Genomic DNA, 19,987 nt, shown 5'->3' with positions numbered 1-19,987 from the left:
GGGCGTGCTCGTCCCCGTCCTCCCGCTCCGGCCCCTGTGGCACATGGGCGCCCTGCACCCCTACGAGCAGGCGCTCACGCTGCTGCTCGCGTTCGGGCCGTTCCTCGTGCTCGGCCTGGTGATCTGGCGGCGGCGCGCCGAGCAGGACGGCGCGGACGGCGCCACGGCCTCCCGCGAGGACGGCGCTCCCGCGGACGACCGCGAGCACCTCAGCTGAAGACGGGCACCTCGGCGCCGGCGAGCCCGGACCGTTCGGCAGCCGTCGGCTCGGCGCGTCCCGTGCCGACCAGGGCGACCCGCTCGGTCGTCCAGCCGTCGAGGGTCCGGCCCAGCAACGCCTCCACCACCCGGCGCGCCTCGGCGAGACCCGCGGCAGGCGGGCCGGGGGCGTCGAGGTGGGCGACGAGGTCGACGTGGTGGAGCGTCGCCTCCACCGCCAACGTGCTGGCGAGGTCGCCGACGTTGAGGGCGTGACCCTGCGTCGCCACCCGCACCCCGGCAGGGACGGCCGCCACCGCACGGGCGGTCGCGGCTGCCGCCTCGAGGTAGCGCTCGCGCAGGGAGGAGAAGTCGTGGAGGCCGGCCTCGACGCGGGTCAGCCGGCGGCTGCGCTCGTCGGCGTCCGGGTCGCTGCCCCACGACCGCCAGTAGGCGACCGCGTCGCAGTCGGCCTCGCGCCCCGCCGGCGTGTGGACCGCCACCAGCCCTCGGGTCGCGTCGGCGTGCAGGTGCCACACCAGGTCGCGCACGGTCCAGCCGGTGCACCCGGTGGGCACCCAGGCGTCGTCCTCGCGCAGCCGCGACACGACGGCGGCCAGTGCGTCGTACGACTCCGTGAGCAGCGCGGTCATCGAGCCGCGAGCCACTCCACGCCGGTGCGGTGCTCGGTGTCGAGCGCCTTGCCCAGCATGTCGGCGACGAGGCCCTCGATCTTGCCGCCGACCAGTGGGATGCGGACGGTCACCTCCAGGTCGACGCGCTCGGTCGTGCGCCCGCCCGACTCGACCAGCGTCGCGGTGCCGGCCATCTCGCCCGGCTTGCCGGGGATGCTGACCTCGACGTCGGCGTGCTCGGTGGTGCGCCACGCCTCGACCTGGATGATCCTGATCTCGTCGCCGACGAGCTTGGTCGCGAACGACGGCAGGCCCGAGGAGGACTGCACCTGCTCGATCGTGACGACGCCGTCCTCGACGGTGACGCTCCCGCGGACGACGTGCATCCGCTCGAGCACGCGCTCGCGGAACGACCGGTCGGTGAGCATCGCGGCCACCTCCTCGAGCGAGGCGTCGTAGGTGAGCTCCTTGACCACGCGCTTGCCCATCCAGGCTCCTCCGGGTGTCCGTCCGAGCGGCCGGGGCAGGCGCTCCGGCCGGTGCCGACATCATGGCCGACGGGGTGTGACTGCCGGGTACCGACCCGTGTTGTGACGGTCACAGTGCGGGTTCTAGTGTCGGGGCGTGGCGACGCCTGAGGAGATCAAGGACCAGCAGCTCGACGCAGCGACGGCGGCTCGTCCGGAGTGGGGGGACCTCGTCCGCGCCTACTACCGGCACGTCGCTCCCGACGAGGTCGCCGAGCGGTCGCCGGAGGACCTGCTCGGCGCCGTCTCCTCCCACCACGACCTCGCGTCCTCGCGCCCGCAGGGCACCGCAGCCGTGCGGGTCGTGACCCCCACGCTCGCCGACGCCGGCTGGTCGGCCTCGGGCCGCTCGGTCGTCGAGGTGGTCACCGACGACATGCCGTTCCTCGTCGACTCGGTGATGATGGAGCTCAACCGGCTCGGGCACAACGTGCACGCGATCATCCACCCGCAGCTCGCCGTCGAGCGGGACATCACCGGGGAGCTCCAGGAGGTGCACGCCCACGAGCCGCGTGGGGGCGCCCGGGCGGCCGTCCAGTCCGAGACGCAGCCGTCGGCCCAGGAGGGCGCGGAGTCGTGGATGCACGTCGAGATCGACCGCACCGACGACGACGAGGCGGCCGAGATCACCGACGGCCTCCAGCGGGTGCTGCGCGACGTGCGCGAGTCCGTCGAGGACTGGGAGAAGATGCACGCCCAGGCCCTCGCCGTCGTCGAGGAGCTCGACCAGGACCCGCCGCCCCTCCCCGCCGAGGAGCTGCGCCAGGGCCGCGAGTTCCTCACCTGGCTGGCCGACGACCACTTCACCTTCCTCGGCTACCGCGAGTACCAGCTCGAGGCGGAGGAGGGCGCGCCCGAGGAGTGCGGCCTTCGCGCCGTCCCCGGGACCGGCCTCGGGATCCTGCGCCACGACCAGGACCTGTCGGCCTCGTTCGCCAAGCTGCCCCCGCTGGTGAAGGCGAAGGCCCGCGAGAAGAAGCTGCTCGTGCTGGCCAAGGCCAACTCCCGCGCCACCGTCCACCGTCCCGCCTACCTGGACTACGTCGGCATCAAGACCTTCGGCCCCGACGGCGATGTCGTGGGTGAGCGCCGCTTCCTCGGCCTGTTCTCCAGCGCCGCCTACACCGAGTCGGTCACCCGGATCCCGGTGCTGCGCGAGAAGGTCACCGAGGTCATGCGCCACGCGGCCTTCGACCCCCGCAGCCACGCCGGCAAGGCGCTGATGGACACGCTCGAGAACTACCCGCGCGACGAGCTGTTCCACACCTCGCCCGACGAGCTCGCGCCGGTCGCGCAGGACGTGATGAACGCCCGGGAGCGTCGCCAGCTGCGGGCGTTCGTGCGCCGCGACACCTACGGCCGCTACGTCTCGGTCCTCGTCTACCTGCCCCGCGACCGCTACAGCACCGCCGTGCGCGAGCGGTTCTCCGAGATCCTGGCCGAGCAGCTCGGCGGCGAGCACGTCGAGTTCACCGCGCGGGTCAACGAGTCGACGACCGCTCGCGTGCACTTCGTGGTCCACCCGCCCAAGGGCGGCGAGATCCCGGAGATCGACGTCCCCGACCTCGAGCGCCGGCTGATGGAGGCCTCGCGCTCGTGGCGCGACGACTTCGTCGCCGCCGTCGTGAGCGAGCACGGCGTCGACGAGGGATCGCGGCTCGCGCGGGCCTGGGCCCACGCCTTCCCCGAGGCCTACAAGGAGGACTACCAGCCGCAGCGCGGGTCGGCCGACCTCGGCCGCATCGAGGCCATCTCCGGCGAGGAGGGCATCGACCTCGCGCTGTTCGACCAGGACGAGCGCGGCGGTCACTACCGTCGCGGCGAGTCGCGGCTCAAGGTCTTCCGGGTCGGCGAGCCGCTGTCGCTGAGCGCGATGCTGCCCATGCTGACGTCGATGGGCGTCGAGGTCGTCGACGAGCGCCCCTACGAGCTCACCGGCCTGGCCCGGCCCTCGTTCATCTACGAGTTCGGCCTGCGCCACGGCCGCACCCTCGCGCCCCACGAGCGCACGCTGTTCGCCGAGGCGCTCCGCGCGGTGTGGGACGGCTTCAACGAGATCGACGGCTTCAACCAGCTCGTCCTCGCCGCCGGGCTGACGTGGCGGCAGGCCACCGTGCTGCGGGCGTACGCCAAGTACCTCAAGCAGGGCAACTCGCCCTTCGCCCTCGACTACATCGAGGAGGCGCTCCGCAGCAACGTCGACATCACCCGGCTGCTCGTGGAGCTGTTCGAGTCGCGCTTCGACCCCGGCCGCGGCGACCGCTCGCTGGAGCACGACGCCGAGGCGCGGGTCGCCAAGGTGGAGGCAGTGGAGGAGCGGCTCGCCAAGGCCCTCGACGACGTGGTCAGCCTGGACCACGACCGCATCCTGCGCTCCTACCGCACCCTGGTGCGCGCGACCCTGCGCACCAACTTCTTCCAGCGCTCCGCCGACGGCGAGGTGCACCCCTACATCTCCTTCAAGCTCGAGCCGTCGGCGATCCCCGACCTGCCCGAGCCGCGGCCCCGCTTCGAGATCTTCGTCTACAGCCCCCGCGTCGAGGGCTCGCACCTGCGCTTCGGCGCGGTGGCGCGCGGTGGACTGCGCTGGTCGGACCGTCGCGACGACTTCCGCACCGAGGTGCTCGGGCTGGTCAAGGCGCAGATGGTGAAGAACACCGTGATCGTGCCGGTCGGCGCGAAGGGCGCGTTCTTCTGCAAGCAGCTTCCCGACGCCTCCGACCGCGACGCGTGGCTCGCCGAGGGCGTCGCCTGCTACAAGACCTTCATCTCCGGGCTGCTCGACATCACCGACAACCTCGTCGACGGGGTCACGGTGCCGGCTCGCGAGGTCGTGCGCCACGACGGTGACGACTCCTACCTCGTCGTCGCCGCCGACAAGGGCACCGCGACGTTCTCCGACATCGCCAACGGCGTGGCCAAGGACTACGGCTTCTGGCTGGGTGACGCGTTCGCGTCAGGCGGCTCGGTCGGCTACGACCACAAGGCGATGGGCATCACCGCCAAGGGCGCGTGGGTGTCGGTCCAGCGGCACTTCCGCGAGATGGGTGTCGACTGCCAGGCCGAGGACTTCACCGCGGTCGGCATCGGCGACATGTCCGGCGACGTCTTCGGCAACGGCCTGCTCTGCTCCGAGCACACCCGGCTGGTGGCGGCGTTCGACCACCGCGACATCTTCATCGACCCCTCGCCCGACGCCGCGTCGTCGTACGCCGAGCGGCGCCGGCTCTTCGACCTGCCGAGGTCGAGCTGGAAGGACTACGACACCTCCCTCATCTCCGAGGGCGGCGGGGTGTGGCCGCGCTCGGCGAAGTCGATCCCGGTGTCCGCCCAGGCGCGCGAGGCCCTGGGGCTCGCCAACGACGTCACCTCGCTCACGCCTGCCGAGCTGATGAGGGCGATCCTGCTCGCGCCCGTCGACCTGCTGTGGAACGGCGGCATCGGCACCTACGTGAAGTCGTCGGAGGAGACCGACGCCGACGCCGGCGACAAGGCCAACGACGCCATCCGCGTCAACGGCGAGGACCTGCGGGCCCGGTGCGTCGGCGAGGGCGGCAACCTCGGCTTCACCCAGCTCGGCCGGGTGGAGTACGCCCGGTTCGGCGCCCGCGGCGACGGCGGACGGATCAACACCGACTTCATCGACAACTCCGCCGGTGTGGACACCTCCGACCACGAGGTCAACATCAAGATCCTGCTCGACCGCGTCGTGCGATCGGGGGCGATGGGGGAGGACGCCCGCAACGAGCTGCTGGCCGAGATGACCGAGGAGGTCGGCCAGCTCGTCCTGCGCGACAACTACGAGCAGAACCTCGCCCTCGCCAACGCGCAGGCCCACGCCCCGTCGCTGCTGCACGTGCACGAGGACTGGATGCGCGCCCTGGAGAAGCGCGGCGTGCTCAACCGCGAGCTCGAGGGGCTGCCCAGCACCCGCCAGGTCCGGCGCCGCCTCGAGCGCAAGCAGGCCCTGTCGGCGCCCGAGCTGTCGGTCCTGCTGGCATGGACCAAGATCGTGCTGGCCGAGGAGCTCGTCGACTCCGACCTGCCCGACGACCCCTACCTGCGCGAGGACCTGCTCGCCTACTTCCCGAGCCGCATGAAGCCGGACCTCGAGGCGGCCATCGAGGACCACCCGCTGCGGCGCGAGATCATCGTGACGCAGGTGGTCAACGACCTCGTCAACGGCGCCGGCATGACCTTCTGGCCGCGGCTGCAGGGCGAGACCGGGGCCACCCCCGCCGACCTGACGCGGGCCAACTTCGTCGCCCGCGAGATCTTCGGCTCGCTGCCACTGCGGCACGAGATCGCCGCGCTCGACAACCAGGTGCCGGCGGAGCGCCAGACCCGGATGCGCATCGAGATGCGCACGCTCGTCGAGCGCGCGTCGCGCTGGCTGGTCACCAACCGGCGCCCGCCGCTCGACTCCAGCGCCACGGTCGAGTTCTTCCGCGGTCGCGTCCAGCGCGTCATGGCCGAGCTGCCCGGCATCATGAGCGGGCGCGAGCTCGACGATTACCGCGCCCGCGAGAAGCGCCTCACCGACCAGGATGTCCCCGCGGACTTGGCCTCCCGGGTCGCGGTGCTCGCCTCCGCCTACGCCCTGCTCGGCATCGTCGAGACGGCCGACCGGCTCGACCTCGATCCGGTCGACGTGGCCCGGGTCCACTTCGCGCTGGGGGAGCGGCTCGGGCTGCCGGCGCTCGTGGAGCGCATCTTCGCCCTGCCGCGCGACGACCGGTGGCAGACGATGGCGCGGGCCGCGGTGCGCGACGACCTCTACGGCGTCCACCAGCAGCTGACCGCCCAGGTCCTCGAGTCCACCGACGCCGCGGACTCGGCGCCGGCGCGCGTGGCCGCCTGGGAGGACGCCGACGAGGAGCTCGTGGGTCGCGCCGCGGCGACGCTGGACGAGATCTGCCGCGAGGAGACCGCCGAGCTGGCCCGCCTGTCCGTCGGGCTGCGGGTGGTGCGGGGCCTGCTGTCCTGACCGGCGTCGTACGCCGCCCGCGTCAGAACAGCAGCAGGGCGGCGACGACGCCGGCGGCGACGACCGCCCACCGGAAGACCGCGTCGGGGAGCTTGCGGCCGATGCGCGCACCGACGTAGCCGCCGACCAGTGACCCGGCCGCGAGGAGCACCACGACGCCCCAGCGCGGGTCGGCGACCACGACGAAGATGAGGCCGGCGACGACATTGCCGACCATCAGCGACAGCGTCTTGAGGCCGTTGACGACGCGCAGCTCGAGGTCGGTGCCGATGCCGAGGACCGCCACCATCATCACGCCGGCGCCTGCGCCGAAGTAGCCCCCGTAGACGCCCGTGATCGTCGCGAACGCCGTGGTGGCGGGGGACATGTGCCGGCGCTCGGCCAGCGCGACACCGTGCCGCGCCTCGTGACGGGCCCGCAGCCACGCCGCGATGCGGGGCTGCACGCCGACGAGCAGGCAGGTGAAGAGGATGAGGTAGGGGACGACCGCCTCGAACACGCCCGGCGGGAGCCCGAGCAGCAGGGCGGCGCCGATGACGGCGCCGATCGCGCAGACGGCCACGATGACGTACGCCACCCGCCCCGCCTCGCGAACCTCCTGCCGGTAGCCGACGACGCCGCCCAGGCCGGCCGGGATCAGGCCGAGGGTGTTGGACACGTTGGCCACGACCGGGGGCAGGCCGAGGCCGACGAGGACGGGGAAGCTCAACAGGGACGCCACCCCGACCGTGGAGGAGAGCACGCCGGCGCCGAACCCGGTGACGAGCACCAGGAGCGCCTCGACTGCGGTCACTGCGCCTCGCGGATGAGGGCGACGTCGCTGACCATCGCGACATGGGCGTGCATCGCCGCGGCCGCGGCGGCGGGGTCGCCGGCGCGGATCGCCTCGGCGATTGCGCGGTGGCCCGCCAGGGAGTCCTGGGGTCGCCCGGGCTGGCCGAGGGACTCGAGGCGGGTCTCCTTGACGAGGTCGCCGATCTCGTCCATCAGCCGGGCGAGCAGGAGGGAGTGGGAGGCGGCGGTCACAGCGCCGTGGAAGCGCTCGTCGCCCTCCACGCCTCGGCCGCCCGCCTCGATGTCGGCGGCCATGAAGGCGAGGGCGTCGTCGATGCGGGCGAGGTCGTCGTCGGTGCGTCGTGCGGCGGCGAGGGAGGCGATCTTGGTCTCGAGCGCGTCGCGGGTCTCGATGATCTCGGGCAGCCGGTCGGCGTGGCTGCGGATCGCCTCGACGATGCGGGTCGACTTCCGGTGTCCGGCGGTGACGACGGTGCCGTCGCCGTGGCGTACCTCGACCACGCCGACCACCTCGAGCGCCACGAGCGCCTGGCTCAGCGTGGCGCGGCTGACGCCGAGGCGCTGCGCGAGCTCACGCTCGGGCGGGAGCTTGTCGCCGGCCTGCAGGCCGTTGTCGTCGATCCACGCGGAGATCTGCCCGGCCACCTGCTCGTAGAGACGCGTGCGCAGCAGGCGCGGCGGGAAGGAGGACGACTCGGACATGGCACCACCCTATTGACGATCGGCTCATTGTCCTATTGGCTAGGCCACTGAGCCAGCATTGTGACGAGGGCCACCCCCCGCGACCCCGCCGTGCCGGCACTCGACTCGGAAGGGGACCGCCATGGGTCCGGAATGGATTGCGATCATCGCGCTCGTCGCGCTGTTCGTGGTCGGCACGGTGCTGCCGATCAACATGGGAGCGCTTGCCTACGTCGCCGCGTGGCTCGTGGGCATGTACTCCCTGGGGCTCGACGAGAAGGAGATCCTCGCCGGCATCAGCGCCGACCTGGTCCTGACCCTGATCGGTGTCACCTACCTCTTCGCGATCGCGAGACAGAACGGCACCGTCGACCTCATCGTCCGCACAGCCGTGGCCTCGGTCGGCGGACGCGTGGCCCTCATCCCGTGGGTGATGTTCGCCGTCACGGCCGTGATCACCGCGATCGGAGCGGCCAGCCCGGCCGCGTGCGCCATCATCGGCCCGATCGCCCTCGGCTTCGCCGGCCGCTACCGCATCAGCCCGTTGATGATGGGCATGTTCGTCGTGCACGGCGCGCAGGCCGGTGGCTTCTCGCCCATCTCGATCTACGGCACGATCACCAACTCGGTGATGGAGGACGCCGGTCTCGGCACCACGCCGCTGGTCATCTTCTTCTCCAGCCTGGTGGTCAACACCGTGATGGCCGCGATCCTCTTCGTCGTGCTCGGCGGCCGCAAGCTGATGAAGATGCGCATGGACGAGGACGGCGAGCTCGTCGAGGTCGGCGCCACGACGGGTGCCACGACGCGCGACACAGTCGGCGCCGCCGCCGGTGCCGCAGGGAGCGCGCCGCGCGTGCACCCCGACCGCTCGGACGCCCGCTCGGCCACCGGCGCCACGCCCACCACCGGCACCCCGAACCCCGACGACGCCGGCACGACCCTCGAGCACGTCCTCACCCTCGTCGCCTTCCTCGCCGTCGCGGTCGTCGCGCTCGTCTTCGACAAGAACATCGGCTTCGCCGCGATCACCGCCGCGGTCGTGCTCTCGATCCTCACGCCGAAGGCCTACAAGGACACCGTCAAGCAGATCGCCTGGCCGACCGTGCTCCTCGTCGCCGGCGTCAGCACGTACGCCACGATCCTCACCACCGCCGGCTCGCCGGAGTTCGTCGGCAAGTGGGCCGCCGGACTGGGTGCGGCCGCCATCGGCGCGCTGATCCTCTGCTACGTCGGCGGCATCGTCTCGGCGTTCGCGTCCTCGACCGCGCTGCTGCCGGTGATCATCCCGATCGCGATCCCCCTCGTCGCCGAGGGCGGCCTGTCGGCCGGCTTCTTCGTCGCGGCCCTCGCGGTGAGCTCGACCATCGTCGACGTCAGCCCGTTCTCCACCAACGGCGCGCTGATGCTGGCCAACAGGCCCGACACCATCGACGAGAGCACCTACTACAAGCAGATCCTGACCTACGCCACGATCGTGACCCTCGTCGGCCCGCTGCTGGTCTGGGCCGCCCTCGTTCTCCCCGGATGGTGACCACCGACATGACCTCCTCCTCTACGAGCACCGCCACGACCGGACCCCTGTCCGACCTCCTCGTCGTCGACCTGACCCGCGCGCTCGCGGGCCCGCACGCCACCCAGATGCTGGGCGACCTCGGCGCCCGCGTGATCAAGGTCGAGGCGCCCGGGAGCGGCGACGACACCCGCGGCTGGGGGCCGCCGTTCGTCGGCGAGCCCGACGCCCGGCAGTCGACGTACTTCCTGTGCACCAACCGCAACAAGGAGTCGATCGCCCTCGACCTCAAGGACCAGGCCGACAAGGACGTCCTGGTCGGCCTCGTCGAGCGCGCCGACGTGCTCGTCGAGAACTTCCGCACCGGCGTCCTCGAGCGCCTCGGGCTCGGCATCGAGGAGCTGATGCGCCGCAACCCGCGCCTCGTCGTGCTCTCGATCACCGGGTTCGGCCACGACGGCCCCGAGGGCGGTCGCGCCGGCTACGACCAGATCGCCCAGGGCGAGGCCGGCCTGATGTCGCTCACGGGGTCCGGGCCCGACGACCCGCAGCGCGTCGGCGTACCCATCGCGGACCTGCTCTCCGGCATGTACGGCGCCTACGGCGTGCTCGCCGCGCTCCACGAGCGGGAGCGCACCGGCGTGGGCACCGTCGTCCGTACGTCGTTGCTGGCCTCGGTGATCGGCGTGCACGCGTTCCAGGGCACCCGGTGGACCGTGGCCGGCGAGGTCGGTTGCGCGCAGGGCAACCACCACCCGTCCATCGCGCCCTACGGGCTCTTCCACTGCCGCGACGGCGCCGTGCAGATCGCGCTCGGCAGCGAGGGCCTGTGGAAGAAGTTCTGCGTCGGCTTCGGGCTCGACCCCGACGCCGAGGGCATGGCCACCAACGGCGAGCGGGTCGCCAGCCGCGAACGGGTCATCGAGGTGGTCGAGCAGGCCTTCGCCGACTGGGACGCCGAGCCGCTCCTGGCGCGCCTCGCCGAGGTCGGCGTGCCGGCCGGCAAGGTGCGCACCCTCGACGAGGTCTACGAGTGGGACCAGGTCGCCAGCCAGGGACTGCTGGTCGACGTCGACCACCCGACCCTCGGCGGCCTGACCCTGCCGGGCCCGCCGCTGCGGTTCTTCGACGCCGAGGGAGCCGAGGTCACGCGCCGCGACCACGTCGCGCCGCCGCTGCTCGACCAGCACGCCGACGAGATCCGCGCCTGGGTCGGCGGAGGCGGAGCGTGAGCCGGGAGGGCGCGGCCCGGCGCTGGACCGCTCACGAGCTGCTCGACCTGGTGCTCGACGAGGGCACCTTCACCTCGTGGGACGAGCCGATCAACCTGTCCTACGCCGACGCCGACTACCGCGCCGCGCTCGAGGCCGCCGCGGCGAAGGCCGGCACCGACGAGTCGGTGCTGACCGGGCGCGGTGAGGTCCGCGGCCGGCCGGTCGCGGTCGTGGTCAACGAGTTCCGCTTCCTCGCCGGCTCCATCGGCCGGGCCGCCGCCGACCGCATCACCGCGGCCGTGCGCCGCGCGACCGCGGAGGGCCTGCCCCTGCTGGCGAGCACCGCGTCGGGCGGCACCCGCATGCAGGAGGGCACGCCCGCCTTCGTGCGGATGGTCGAGATCTCCCGTGCGCTGATGGACCACCGCGCCGCGGGCCTGCCCTACCTCGTGCACCTGCGCCACCCCACGACCGGAGGCGTGTACGCCTCGTGGGGCTCGCTCGGCCACGTGACCGTCGCCGAGCCCGGTGCCCTGGTCGGCTTCCTCGGCCCCAAGGTCTACGAGGGCCTCAACGGACGGCCCTTCCGGCCGGGCGTGCAGGTCGCGGAGAACCTCGCCGCCGCCGGCGTCATCGACGGCGTCGTCGCCGCAGAGGACCTGCCGGCCATGGTCGACAGCGCCCTCGCGGTGCTGGTCGACGCACCCGGCGCGGGCCGCCTGCCGCTGCGCACCGCGCGCCCGATCGGGGACCACACCGCCTGGGACAGCGTCGAGCGGACCCGTCGTACGGACCGGGTGGGCGTGCGCGACCTCCTCGCCCACGGCGCCTCCGGGACGTTGCAGCTGCGCGGCACCGACGAGGGCGAGCGCGACTCGACCGTCCTCGTCGCGCTGACGCGGCTCGACGACCAGCCGTGCGTCGTGATCGGCCAGGACCGGTCGCGACAGGTGCCCGGTCACGCCATGGGACCGGGCGCGCTGCGTGAGGCCCGGCGCGGGATGCGGCTCGCCGAGGAGCTCGGCCTGCCCCTGGTCAGCGTCATCGACACCCCGGGCGCCGAGCTGTCGCCCGAGGCGGAGGAGCGCGCCATCGCCGGAGAGATCGCCCGCTGCATCGCCACCCTGACGACCATGTCGGTGCCGACGGTCTCGGTGATCCTCGGGCAGGGCTGCGGGGGAGGGGCGCTCGCGTTCCTGCCCGCGCGGTCCGTCGTCGCGACCGAGCACGCCTGGCTCTCCCCGCTGCCGCCCGAGGGCGCGAGCCTCATCGTGCACGGCGACACCTCGCACGCGGCCGCGATGGCCGCACGCCAGCGGGTGCGGGCCGCGGACCTCCTCGCCGACGGCGTGGTCCAGCACGTGGTGCCGGAGGTCGACGGGGAGTCCCGCCGCGACCTGGCCGTCGCCGTGGCCGCCGAGGTCGGCGCGCGGTTGCGCGAGCTCGCGGGTCGTACGCCGGTGGCCCACGCCTCCTGAGGCTTCGCGCGTCCGTCGGGCGGTGAGTGACGCAGGTTCTGGGCGTCGAAAAGGTGTCTCACTCACCGCCGCGGGCGGTGGGCGGTGGCCCAGCCACATTCCGTACGCCGGAAAGGTGGGTGGCGCACCGCCGGTCGGCGGGTCGGCGCGGGCGCGCGGCCGAGCGGTGCCACAGCCACATCTCGCGCGCGACGAATGTGGCTGTGGCACCGCTCAGGCGGCGAGCGGTCAGCTCGCCTTCTTGGTCTGCTTCTTCGCAGCGGTCTTCTTGGTCGCGGTCTTCTTGGCCGTCGACTTCTTGGCAGCCGTCTTCTTCGCCGGGGACTTCTTGGCCGTCGACTTCTTCGCGGCAGCCTTCTTCGCCGGCTTCTCGTCGTCGGAGTCGTCGTCGGCCTCGCCGCGGGCGGACTTGGCGGCGGCCACCGACTTCTGGAGCGCGGCCAGCAGGTCGACGACCTCGCCGGAGGTCTTGGTCGAGGTCTCGGTGCGCTTGATCTCGCCGCCCTCGATCTTGGACTTCACGAGCGCGTCGACGGCACCGGCGTAGTCGTCCTCGAACTCGCTCGCGTCGAAGTCGCCGGCGAGCGTCTCGACGAGCATCTGGGCCATCTTGACCTCTTGCGGCTTGGCGTCGTCGACCTCGACCTTGAAGTCGGGCACGCGCACCTCGTCGGGCCACATCATCGTCTGGAGCACGATGACCTCGCCGGCCTCGGTCTCGCGGACGCGCAGGACCGCGATCGTGGTGCGCTGGCGCAGCGCGACCGTGACGACGGCCATCCGGTCGGCGTCCTTAAGGGCCTGGCGCAGCAGCGCGTAGGGCTTGGCGCCGGCACCCTCGGGCTCGAGGTAGTAGGACTTCTCTAAGAGGAGCGGGTCGATCTGCTCGCGCGGCACGAACTTCTCCACCGCGATCTCGCGCGACGACGTCGACGGCAGCTGGGCCATGTCGTCGTCGGTGAGGATTACCATCTCGCCGTCCTCGGTCTCGTAGCCCTTCGCGATGTCGGCGTAGGCCACCTCCTCGCCGTCGAGCGAGCAGACGCGCTGGTACTTGATCCGACCGCCGTCCTTGGCGTGCACCTGGCGGAACGACACGTCGTGGCTCTCCGTGGCGGCATAGAGCTTGACCGGGACACTGACCAGGCCGAAGGAGACGGCACCCTTCCAGATCGCGCGCATGAGCCGACGATAGCCGTCACACCAGACACACGTCTCCCTCCAGATGGGGGACGCAGGGATGCCAGACTGCACGCGTGCGCCCGATGCTCGCCAGCAAGACCGACCGCGTCCCGACCGGCGCGCAGTGGCTGCACGAGGTCAAGTGGGACGGCGTGCGCGTGCTCGTCGACGCCCACGACGGCGTCGTACGCATGACCAGCCGCAACGACAACGACGTCACCCCTGCGTGGCCCGACCTGGCCGCGCCGCCGCTCGGCGACCGCGACCTGATGGTCGACGGCGAGGTGATCGCCCTGAACGAGCGCGGCGTCCCCGACTTCCGGGTGCTCCAGCACCGCATGCACGTCCGCAACGCCCGCGAGGTCGCGCGCCTGGTCACGTCCGTGCCTGCGACCCTGATGGTCTTCGACCTGCTCCGCCTCGACGGCGAGGACCTCACCGCCCGTCCGCTGGAGGAGCGGCGCGCGCTTCTGGAGGGACTGCCGCTCGGCGACTCGAAGTGGCAGGTGCCGGCGGCGTACGACGACGGCGACATGCTGTTCGACGCCACCCTGCAGCAGGGGCTGGAGGGCGTGGTGAGCAAGCGTCGCGGCTCGCGCTACCGCTTCGACTCCCGAAGCGAGGACTGGCGCAAGCTCGCCCACCGCCACCGCGGGTCCTTCGTCGTCGGCGGCTGGCGCCCGCAGACGGGTACGACGGACCGGCTGGCGTCGCTGCTCGTCGGCGAGCCGACCCCCGACGGCCTGCTCTACCGCGGGCGGGTGGGCAGCGGCATCGCCGGAGCGACCAGCACCCGGCTGGCCGCGCTGATGGCACCGCTCGCGGCCGCTTCGTCGCCGTTCGCGGACGAGGTGCCGCGCGTCGACGCCGCCGGCACGTTCTGGGTCGAGCCGCGGGTCGTGGTCGACATCGACACCCACGGCCTCGGCTACGAGCGCCTGCGCCAGCCGTCGTTCCAGGGCGTCCGCGACGACCTCTCCCCGGAGGACCTCACATGAAGCGGCTCGTGCTCGCGGCGCTGCTCGCCGGCCTGCTCGCCCCGGCCGCCCCGGCGGCACCAGCCGCAGCGCGGGCCGACCTCGTCCGCCTCGACGGCGTACGCGTCGAGCTCCGCGCCGGCACCACACAGGTGGTGACGGTCGACCACACCCGCGGCGTCCGCGCCCGGGTGTCGCTGTGGCGGCTGACCGCCGACGGCTGGAGGCGGCAGCTGACCACGGCCGACGGCCGCACCGGCTACGGCGGGCTGGTCGACGGCGACCGCCGCCGGCAGGGATCGGGGACGACGCCGCTGGGCACCTACGGGCTGACCTCCACCTTCGGCACCCACGCCGCCGACCCGCGCGCACGGCTGCCGCACCACCGGATCCGGAAGGGGGACCACTGGGTGCAGGACAACGCCTCGGACTTCTACAACCAGCTGCGCAACCAGCGCGACGGCGGCTTCCGCTGGTGGCTGCCGGCGTCCGACCCCGACTCCTCCGAGCGGCTGACGGACTACCGCAGACAGTACGAGTGGTCGATCGTCACCGACTTCAACGTCGAGCAGGTGCGCCACCGCGGCGCCGGCATCTTCCTGCACGTCAACGGGCGCGGCGCGACCGCCGGGTGCGTGAGTGCCCCGCGCCGGTTCATCCGCTCGCTCGTGCGGCTCCTCGACCCCGCCCGCGTGCCCGTGATCGGCATCGGCCGATGAGCCCCGCCGGCCAGGAGCTCCAGGTCGACGTCGACGGCCGCACCCTCACCATCAGCAACCTCGACAAGGTGCTCTACCCGCGCACGGGCACGACCAAGGGCGAGGTGCTCAACTACTACGCGCAGGTCTCGCCGGTACTGCTCCCGCACCTGAAGGACCGCGCCGTGACCCGGATCCGCTGGCCGCACGGGGTGGAGAAGGGGAGCTTCTTCGAGAAGAACGCACCCGGTGGCACGCCGTCGTGGGTGCGGACGCACGAGGTGTCGACGACCGGCTCGCGGTCCGGCAAGGGGGACGGCACGATCCGCTTCCCGATCTGCGACGACCTCGCCACCCTCACGTGGCTGGCCAACCTCGCCGCGCTCGAGCTGCACGTGCACCAGTGGACCGTCGACGCGAAGGGCCGGCCGCGCAACCCCAACCGCCTCGTCATCGACCTCGACCCCGGCGAGCCCGCCGGCCTGCACGAGTGCGCGCAGGTGGCGCTGATGGTGCGCGACGCGCTGGCCGAGCGCGACCTCGGCTGCACGCCGGTCCTCAGCGGCAGCAAGGGCCTGCACCTCTACGCCCCGCTGCCGGACGGGCGCGGCAGCCTGGACAGCGACGGTACGACGGCGCTGGCGAAGGAGGTCGCCGAGGAGCTGATGAAGGAGCACCCCGACCTCGTCACGAGCGTCATGACCAAGGCCAAGCGGCCCGGCAAGGTGTTCCTCGACTGGTCGCAGAACTCCGGCTCCAAGACCACGATCTCGCCGTACTCCCTGCGCGGACGCGAGCGGCCGACAGCCGCCGCGCCGCTGACGTGGGAGGAGGTCGAGGAGGGCGCCGAGGACGACCTGGCACTCGAGCAGCTCACGATGGACCAGGTGCTCGAGCGCGTGGCTCGGCTGGGTGACGTCTTCGAGGCCTGACCCCGTCCGAGCGGGTGGGTCGCACAGGTGTCGCGTGGATTCGACCCATGCACGTCGGGACGTGCATCTATGCTCTCGCCATGGCTCACGACGTGCTGGTGGTTGAGGACGAGGAGGACATCGCTGTCCCCCTCATGCGCACCCTCGAGCGCGAGGGCTACGAGGTCAACCGCGTGTCCGCGGGTGCCGAGGCCGTCTCCTTCGCCGTGGGCGAGGGCCCGGCGGTCGTGATCCTGGACCTGGGCCTGCCCGACATGGACGGCATCGACGTGTGCCGCCAGATGCGCTCGGGCGGCTACCTCGGCGGCATCATCATGGTGACCGCCCGCGCCGGTGAGCTCGACCGCGTGGTCGGCCTCGACGTCGGCGCCGACGACTACCTCGCCAAGCCGTTCGGCCTCGCCGAGCTCCTCGCCCGCGTGCGCGCGCTCCTGCGCCGCAGCGGCAGCACCCCGGCCCCCGACGACACCACCGTCACCACCTCGTCCGGACTCAAGATCGACGCCGCCTCGCGCCGGGTCCACCTCGGGGACCGCGAGATCGCGCTGACCGCCAAGGAGTTCGACGTCCTGGCCGTCCTCGCCACCAACCACGACAAGGTCGTGCCGCGCGAGACGCTCATGAACGAGGTCTGGGACCAGAACTGGTACGGCTCGACCAAGACCCTCGACGTCACCATCGGGCGCCTGCGCAGCAAGCTCGAGGCCGCCGCGGCCGGTGAGAAGGTCGTCGCGATCCGCGGCGTCGGCTTCCGGCTCGAGACCGGCACCTGAGTCCTGCAGGTTCTCCACAAGCTTTGCCCTGGGGGTGTTTTCCGACGCCCCGCGCTGGGTAGCGTCCCCCGTGCAGGTCTTCTCGGGGAAGCAGGCACCACATGGCCGTTGATCGCGTCACGCGACCGCACGTCGACGACCTCGTCGAACAACTCGACCTGCAGGTGCGCGAGCGGGTGCGGCGCGAGGGCGTCGACCCGCAGCGCGAAGCCCTCGTCGTACGCCGCATCGCCGAGGACGTCGTCCGCGACCACGACGACCTCAGCCTCACCGGCGCGGTCGCGCCGGTGGCCGACGACAGCGCCATGGTCGGCGAGCTCGTCGCGCGTGTGTCGGGCTTCGGCCCGCTCCAGCCCTTCCTCGACGACCCGGAGGTCGAGGAGATCTGGATCAACGACCCCAGTCGGGTGTTCATCGCGCGCCGGGGGCGCCACGAGCTGACCAACCTCCGGCTCGACGCGGCGCAGGTCAACGAGCTCGTCGAGCGGATGCTGAAGTCCAGCGGGCGCCGCCTCGACATCTCCACGCCCTTCGTCGACGCGATGCTGCCGGAGGGGCACCGCCTCCACGTCGTCCTCGAGGGAATCACCCGCGGCTTCACCGCGGTCAACATCCGCAAGTTCCTGCTCCGCGCCCACCGCCTCTCCGACCTCGTCGCCCTCGGCAGCCTGACGCCCCAGGCGGCTCGGTTCCTCGAGGCGTCCGTGCGTGCGGGACTGAACGTCCTCGTCGCCGGCGGCACGCAGGCCGGCAAGACCACCATGCTCAACTGCCTTGCCGCCGCGGTGCCGGGCGGTGAGCGGGTGGTGAGTGCCGAGGAGGTCTTCGAGCTGCGCTTCTCCCACCCCGACTGGGTCGCGATGCAGACCCGGCAGGCGGGGCTCGAGCAGACCGGCGAGATCGTGCTGCGCGACCTCGTGAAGGAGGCGCTCCGGATGCGCCCGAGCCGCATCCTGGTGGGGGAGGTCCGTGCGGCCGAGTGCCTCGACCTGTTGCTCGCCCTCAACTCCGGCCTGCCCGGCATGGCCACCCTCCACGCCAACAGCGCCCGCGAGGCCCTCGTCAAGATGTGCACGCTGCCGCTGCTGGCCGGCGACAACATCTCGGCGCGCTTCGTGGTGCCGACGGTGGCCACCAGCGTCGACCTCGTCGTGCACCTCGGCCTCGGCGCCGACGGCGTACGCCGTGTCAACGAGATCGTGTCCGTGCCGGGACGGGTGGAGGCCGACGTCATCGAGGTCGAGCCGATCTTCGTGCGGCACGGAGCCGAGCTGCGGCGCACCGGGGGAGTGCCCGCGCGCGTCGAGCGCTACGAGCGGGTGGGCATCGACGTGCACCAGCTGCTCGCCTCCGACGAGGGCACTCGCTGATGGGCGCGCTCGTCGGTCTCGGGGTGGGCGTCGGCCTGCTGCTGATCTGGTCGGCCTTCGCGCTGCCGCGCCGACCCCGCTCCACGACCCAGGGCTCGACGGCGCTGGGTCGCCTCCTCGGCCGGGCCGGCCTCGCGGACGTCACGCCGGCGAGCGTCCTGTCGCTGTGCGCGGTGCTGTTCGCCGTGGCCTTCGCGCTCGTGCAGGCGGTGTCGCGGACCGTTCCGGTGGCAGTCGTGTTCGCCGCCATGGCCGCCTACCTCCCGATCGCCGTGCTCCGGCAGCGGGCGGCGCGCCGGCTCCGCGACTTCGCCGAGGTGTGGCCGGAGGCGGTCGACAACCTCGCCAGCGCCGTGCGTGCGGGCCTGTCCCTCCCCGACGCCGTGGCCGCCCTCGGCACCAACGGGCCCGAGGCCCTGCGCGCCGACTTCGCCCGGTTCGCCGTGGACTACCAGGTCACCGGCCGGTTCGGGGAGTGCCTCGACCGGCTCAAGGACCGGCTCGCCGACCCCGTCGGCGACCGCGTGATCGAAGGGCTGCGGCTCGCTCGCGAGGTCGGTGGCGGCGATCTCGGCCGCCTGCTCCGCAACCTGTCCGGCTTCCTGCGCGACGACGCCCGCACGCGGTCCGAGCTGGAGTCGCGACAGGCGTGGACCGTCAACGGCGCTCGCCTGGCCGTCGCCGCGCCGTGGATCGTGCTGCTCCTGATGTCGTTCCAGACGACGGCCATCCAGCAGTACGCCTCGCCGGGCGGCGTCCTCGTGCTGGGCATCGGGTTCGGCGTCTGCGTCCTCGCCTACTGGTCGATGATGCGCATCGGCCGGCTGCCGACCGAGAAGCGGATCCTGTCGTGAGCACGGCCGTGTGGGGATCCCTCCTCGGCGCCGTCGCCGGCGCCGGCCTGTTCTTCGTCGGCCTGCGCGTCGCGGTCCTGCGCCGGCCGCAGCTGTCGGTCCGCGTGCTGCCCTACCTGCGCGACGTGCCCCGCCTCGACGAAGGTGCGGTGCTCCGACCGGTGACGTCCGCCCCGACCTCGGCCGCCGCCGGCATCTTCGGACCGCTGCTGCGGCAGGCTGCCGAGGTGGTCGAGCGGGTGCTCGGCGGGAGCACGTCCGTGCGGCGTCGCCTCCAGCGCGCCGGCCTCGGCCGGACGGTCCAGGACTTCCGCATCGAGCAGGTCGTCTGGGGGCTCGTCGGCTTCGCGGCCGCCGCCGCGATCGTCCTGCTGCGCGCCCTCGGTGGTGTCGGGGGCATCGGGTCGGGCGCGGTCTTCTGCCTGCTCGGCTTCGCGGGAGGCGTCCTCCTGCGCGACAACCGGCTCAGCAGCCAGGTGAAGGACCGCGAGCGCCAGGTGCTTGTCGAGTTCCCGACGGTCGCCGAGCTCCTGGCGCTGTCCGTCGCCGCCGGTGAGAGTCCGGTGTCGGCCCTCGACCGCGTCGTACGCCGCAGCCACGGCGCGCTGTCCGACGACCTCGCCCAGGTGCTCGCCCGGATCCGGACGGGCGAGCCCGTCGGTGCCGCCTTCGAGTCGCTCGCCCGCTCGACGGGTCTACCGATCGTGGCCCGGTTCGCCACCGGCATCACCGTCGCCATGGAGCGCGGCACCCCGCTGGCCGACGTCCTCCACGCCCAGGCCGCCGACGTGCGCGAAGCAGGTCGACGCCTGCTCATCGAGACCGCCGCCCGCAAGGAGATCGCGATGATGGCGCCCGTCGTGTTCTTCGTGCTGCCGGTGACGATCCTGTTCGCCTTCTACCCCGGGGTGCTGGGCCTCCGGCTCACCACGCCCTGACGGCCACCGACCCCTCTCCGACGCTTCCAACGAAAGGACAAGCCATGCTTCCGTCCGTCTCGGGACTCCTCCTCCACCTGACGACGCGCCCTCGCGACGACCGCGGTGACGTGCCCGGCTGGGTGATGGTCACGCTGATGACCGCCATCGTGGTCGCCGCGCTCACGCCCTTCGTCAGCGACGAGCTGCGTGGGCTGCTGGCCCGCGCCTTCGCGATGGTCAGCGGCTAGGCCGA

At 72.5% G+C, this 19,987-nt stretch carries 18 protein-coding genes; 13 read left to right on the top strand and 5 right to left on the bottom strand.

Annotated features, from left to right (window positions below; genetic code table 11):
* Positions 1–4 precede the first annotated feature (4 nt).
* A complete protein-coding gene (locus tag AC3A3L_RS11365; protein ID WP_487640134.1) occupies positions 5–217 on the top strand; it encodes a hypothetical protein in 213 nt (70 codons plus the stop codon).
* On the opposite strand, the gene AC3A3L_RS11360 is transcribed toward AC3A3L_RS11365, so the two are convergent.
* Together AC3A3L_RS11360 and AC3A3L_RS11355 are read right to left on the bottom strand one after the other, a co-directional pair.
* Positions 210–851, bottom strand: coding sequence for a maleylpyruvate isomerase N-terminal domain-containing protein (locus tag AC3A3L_RS11360; protein ID WP_487640133.1), 642 nt, complete (start codon positions 849–851; stop codon positions 210–212). The two genes, AC3A3L_RS11365 and AC3A3L_RS11360, sit on opposite strands and share 8 nt — an antisense overlap.
* Positions 848–1,321 carry a DUF2505 domain-containing protein gene (locus tag AC3A3L_RS11355; protein ID WP_487640132.1) on the bottom strand — a complete coding sequence of 158 codons (474 nt, stop codon included), beginning with the start codon at positions 1,319–1,321 and terminating at the stop codon, positions 848–850. The genes AC3A3L_RS11360 and AC3A3L_RS11355 overlap by 4 nt, the downstream gene beginning before the upstream one ends.
* A gap of 136 nt (positions 1,322–1,457) precedes the next feature.
* On the opposite strand from AC3A3L_RS11355, the gene AC3A3L_RS11350 reads away from it, so the two are divergent.
* The gene (locus tag AC3A3L_RS11350) at positions 1,458–6,347 is read left to right on the top strand and encodes an NAD-glutamate dehydrogenase (RefSeq protein ID WP_487640131.1); all 4,890 of its coding nucleotides are present in this window, start codon (positions 1,458–1,460) and stop codon (positions 6,345–6,347) included.
* Between the two features lie 22 nt (positions 6,348–6,369).
* Here the strand turns inward: AC3A3L_RS11350 and AC3A3L_RS11345 are convergent, their stop codons facing one another.
* Together AC3A3L_RS11345 and AC3A3L_RS11340 are read right to left on the bottom strand one after the other, a co-directional pair.
* Complete coding sequence (locus AC3A3L_RS11345) at positions 6,370–7,140, bottom strand: sulfite exporter TauE/SafE family protein (RefSeq protein WP_487640130.1); 771 nt, start codon at positions 7,138–7,140, stop codon at positions 6,370–6,372.
* A complete protein-coding gene (locus AC3A3L_RS11340) occupies positions 7,137–7,844 on the bottom strand; it encodes a FadR/GntR family transcriptional regulator (protein WP_487640129.1) in 708 nt (235 codons plus the stop codon). The genes AC3A3L_RS11345 and AC3A3L_RS11340 overlap by 4 nt, the downstream gene beginning before the upstream one ends.
* Positions 7,845–7,965: 121 nt before the next feature.
* On the opposite strand from AC3A3L_RS11340, the gene AC3A3L_RS11335 reads away from it, so the two are divergent.
* From AC3A3L_RS11335 to AC3A3L_RS11325, 3 genes are read left to right on the top strand one after another with little or no spacing between them, the layout of a single operon-like run.
* Positions 7,966–9,357, top strand: a complete 1,392-nt coding sequence (locus AC3A3L_RS11335; RefSeq protein WP_487640128.1) for an SLC13 family permease — start codon at positions 7,966–7,968, stop codon at positions 9,355–9,357.
* Positions 9,358–9,365: 8 nt separating this feature from the next.
* Entirely contained in the window at positions 9,366–10,568 is a 1,203-nt protein-coding gene (locus AC3A3L_RS11330; protein WP_487640127.1) for a CaiB/BaiF CoA transferase family protein, read from the top strand.
* Positions 10,565–12,028, top strand: coding sequence for a carboxyl transferase domain-containing protein (locus AC3A3L_RS11325; protein WP_487640126.1), 1,464 nt, complete (start codon positions 10,565–10,567; stop codon positions 12,026–12,028). The genes AC3A3L_RS11330 and AC3A3L_RS11325 overlap by 4 nt, the downstream gene beginning before the upstream one ends.
* A 228-nt stretch (positions 12,029–12,256) precedes the next feature.
* Here AC3A3L_RS11325 and ku read toward each other — a convergent pair whose 3' ends face one another.
* Complete coding sequence (ku, locus tag AC3A3L_RS11320) at positions 12,257–13,210, bottom strand: non-homologous end joining protein Ku (protein WP_487640125.1); 954 nt, start codon at positions 13,208–13,210, stop codon at positions 12,257–12,259.
* An 83-nt stretch (positions 13,211–13,293) separates the two neighbouring features.
* Between ku and ligD (AC3A3L_RS11315) the strand changes: the two genes are divergently transcribed.
* The 8 genes from ligD (AC3A3L_RS11315) (at position 13,294) to AC3A3L_RS11280 (ending at position 19,982) form a co-directional block, all read left to right on the top strand.
* Complete coding sequence (ligD, locus tag AC3A3L_RS11315; RefSeq protein WP_487640578.1) at positions 13,294–14,208, top strand: non-homologous end-joining DNA ligase; 915 nt, start codon at positions 13,294–13,296, stop codon at positions 14,206–14,208.
* Positions 14,205–14,906, top strand: coding sequence for a L,D-transpeptidase family protein (locus tag AC3A3L_RS11310; RefSeq protein ID WP_487640124.1), 702 nt, complete (start codon positions 14,205–14,207; stop codon positions 14,904–14,906). The genes ligD (AC3A3L_RS11315) and AC3A3L_RS11310 overlap by 4 nt, the downstream gene beginning before the upstream one ends.
* Entirely contained in the window at positions 14,903–15,817 is a 915-nt protein-coding gene (ligD, locus tag AC3A3L_RS11305) for a non-homologous end-joining DNA ligase (RefSeq protein WP_487640123.1), read from the top strand. The genes AC3A3L_RS11310 and ligD (AC3A3L_RS11305) overlap by 4 nt, the downstream gene beginning before the upstream one ends.
* An 80-nt stretch (positions 15,818–15,897) precedes the next feature.
* Positions 15,898–16,590, top strand: a complete 693-nt coding sequence (locus AC3A3L_RS11300) for a response regulator transcription factor (RefSeq protein WP_487640122.1) — start codon at positions 15,898–15,900, stop codon at positions 16,588–16,590.
* Positions 16,591–16,691: 101 nt separating this feature from the next.
* Positions 16,692–17,960: a TadA family conjugal transfer-associated ATPase gene (locus AC3A3L_RS11295; RefSeq protein WP_487640121.1), complete on the top strand. Its 1,269-nt coding sequence runs from the start codon at positions 16,692–16,694 to the stop codon at positions 17,958–17,960.
* Complete coding sequence (locus AC3A3L_RS11290; protein ID WP_487640120.1) at positions 17,960–18,814, top strand: type II secretion system F family protein; 855 nt, start codon at positions 17,960–17,962, stop codon at positions 18,812–18,814. The genes AC3A3L_RS11295 and AC3A3L_RS11290 overlap by 1 nt, the downstream gene beginning before the upstream one ends.
* Positions 18,811–19,752 (top strand): type II secretion system F family protein, encoded by a 942-nt coding sequence (locus tag AC3A3L_RS11285; protein ID WP_487640119.1) that lies wholly within the window; start codon positions 18,811–18,813, stop codon positions 19,750–19,752. The genes AC3A3L_RS11290 and AC3A3L_RS11285 overlap by 4 nt, the downstream gene beginning before the upstream one ends.
* Before the next feature lie 44 nt (positions 19,753–19,796).
* On the top strand, positions 19,797–19,982 hold the full coding sequence (locus AC3A3L_RS11280; protein ID WP_487640118.1) for a hypothetical protein: 186 nt from the start codon (positions 19,797–19,799) through the stop codon (positions 19,980–19,982).
* The last annotated feature ends 5 nt before the right edge of the window (positions 19,983–19,987 follow it).

It is taken from the genome of Nocardioides sp. Soil_C_8, from assembly GCF_057656315.1.
The sequence above is the reverse complement of the archived record's forward strand: the minus strand, read 5'-3'. Positions and strand labels throughout refer to the sequence as shown.

Excerpts from the sequence above, each read along its gene's own strand:
- AC3A3L_RS11360 (WP_487640133.1), bottom strand. The coding sequence starts at position 851 with ATGACCGCGCTGCTCACGGAGTCGTACGACGCACTGGCCGCCGTCGTG.
- AC3A3L_RS11355 (WP_487640132.1), bottom strand. The coding sequence starts at position 1,321 with ATGGGCAAGCGCGTGGTCAAGGAGCTCACCTACGACGCCTCGCTCGAG.
- AC3A3L_RS11340 (WP_487640129.1), bottom strand. The coding sequence starts at position 7,844 with ATGTCCGAGTCGTCCTCCTTCCCGCCGCGCCTGCTGCGCACGCGTCTC.
- AC3A3L_RS11335 (WP_487640128.1), top strand. The coding sequence starts at position 7,966 with ATGGGTCCGGAATGGATTGCGATCATCGCGCTCGTCGCGCTGTTCGTG.
- AC3A3L_RS11330 (WP_487640127.1), top strand. The coding sequence starts at position 9,366 with ATGACCTCCTCCTCTACGAGCACCGCCACGACCGGACCCCTGTCCGAC.
- ku (WP_487640125.1), bottom strand. The coding sequence starts at position 13,210 with ATGCGCGCGATCTGGAAGGGTGCCGTCTCCTTCGGCCTGGTCAGTGTC.
- ligD (WP_487640578.1), top strand. The coding sequence starts at position 13,294 with ATGCTCGCCAGCAAGACCGACCGCGTCCCGACCGGCGCGCAGTGGCTG.
- AC3A3L_RS11310 (WP_487640124.1), top strand. The coding sequence starts at position 14,205 with ATGAAGCGGCTCGTGCTCGCGGCGCTGCTCGCCGGCCTGCTCGCCCCG.
- ligD (WP_487640123.1), top strand. The coding sequence starts at position 14,903 with ATGAGCCCCGCCGGCCAGGAGCTCCAGGTCGACGTCGACGGCCGCACC.
- AC3A3L_RS11300 (WP_487640122.1), top strand. The coding sequence starts at position 15,898 with ATGGCTCACGACGTGCTGGTGGTTGAGGACGAGGAGGACATCGCTGTC.
- AC3A3L_RS11295 (WP_487640121.1), top strand. The coding sequence starts at position 16,692 with ATGGCCGTTGATCGCGTCACGCGACCGCACGTCGACGACCTCGTCGAA.
- AC3A3L_RS11290 (WP_487640120.1), top strand. The coding sequence starts at position 17,960 with ATGGGCGCGCTCGTCGGTCTCGGGGTGGGCGTCGGCCTGCTGCTGATC.
- AC3A3L_RS11280 (WP_487640118.1), top strand. The coding sequence starts at position 19,797 with ATGCTTCCGTCCGTCTCGGGACTCCTCCTCCACCTGACGACGCGCCCT.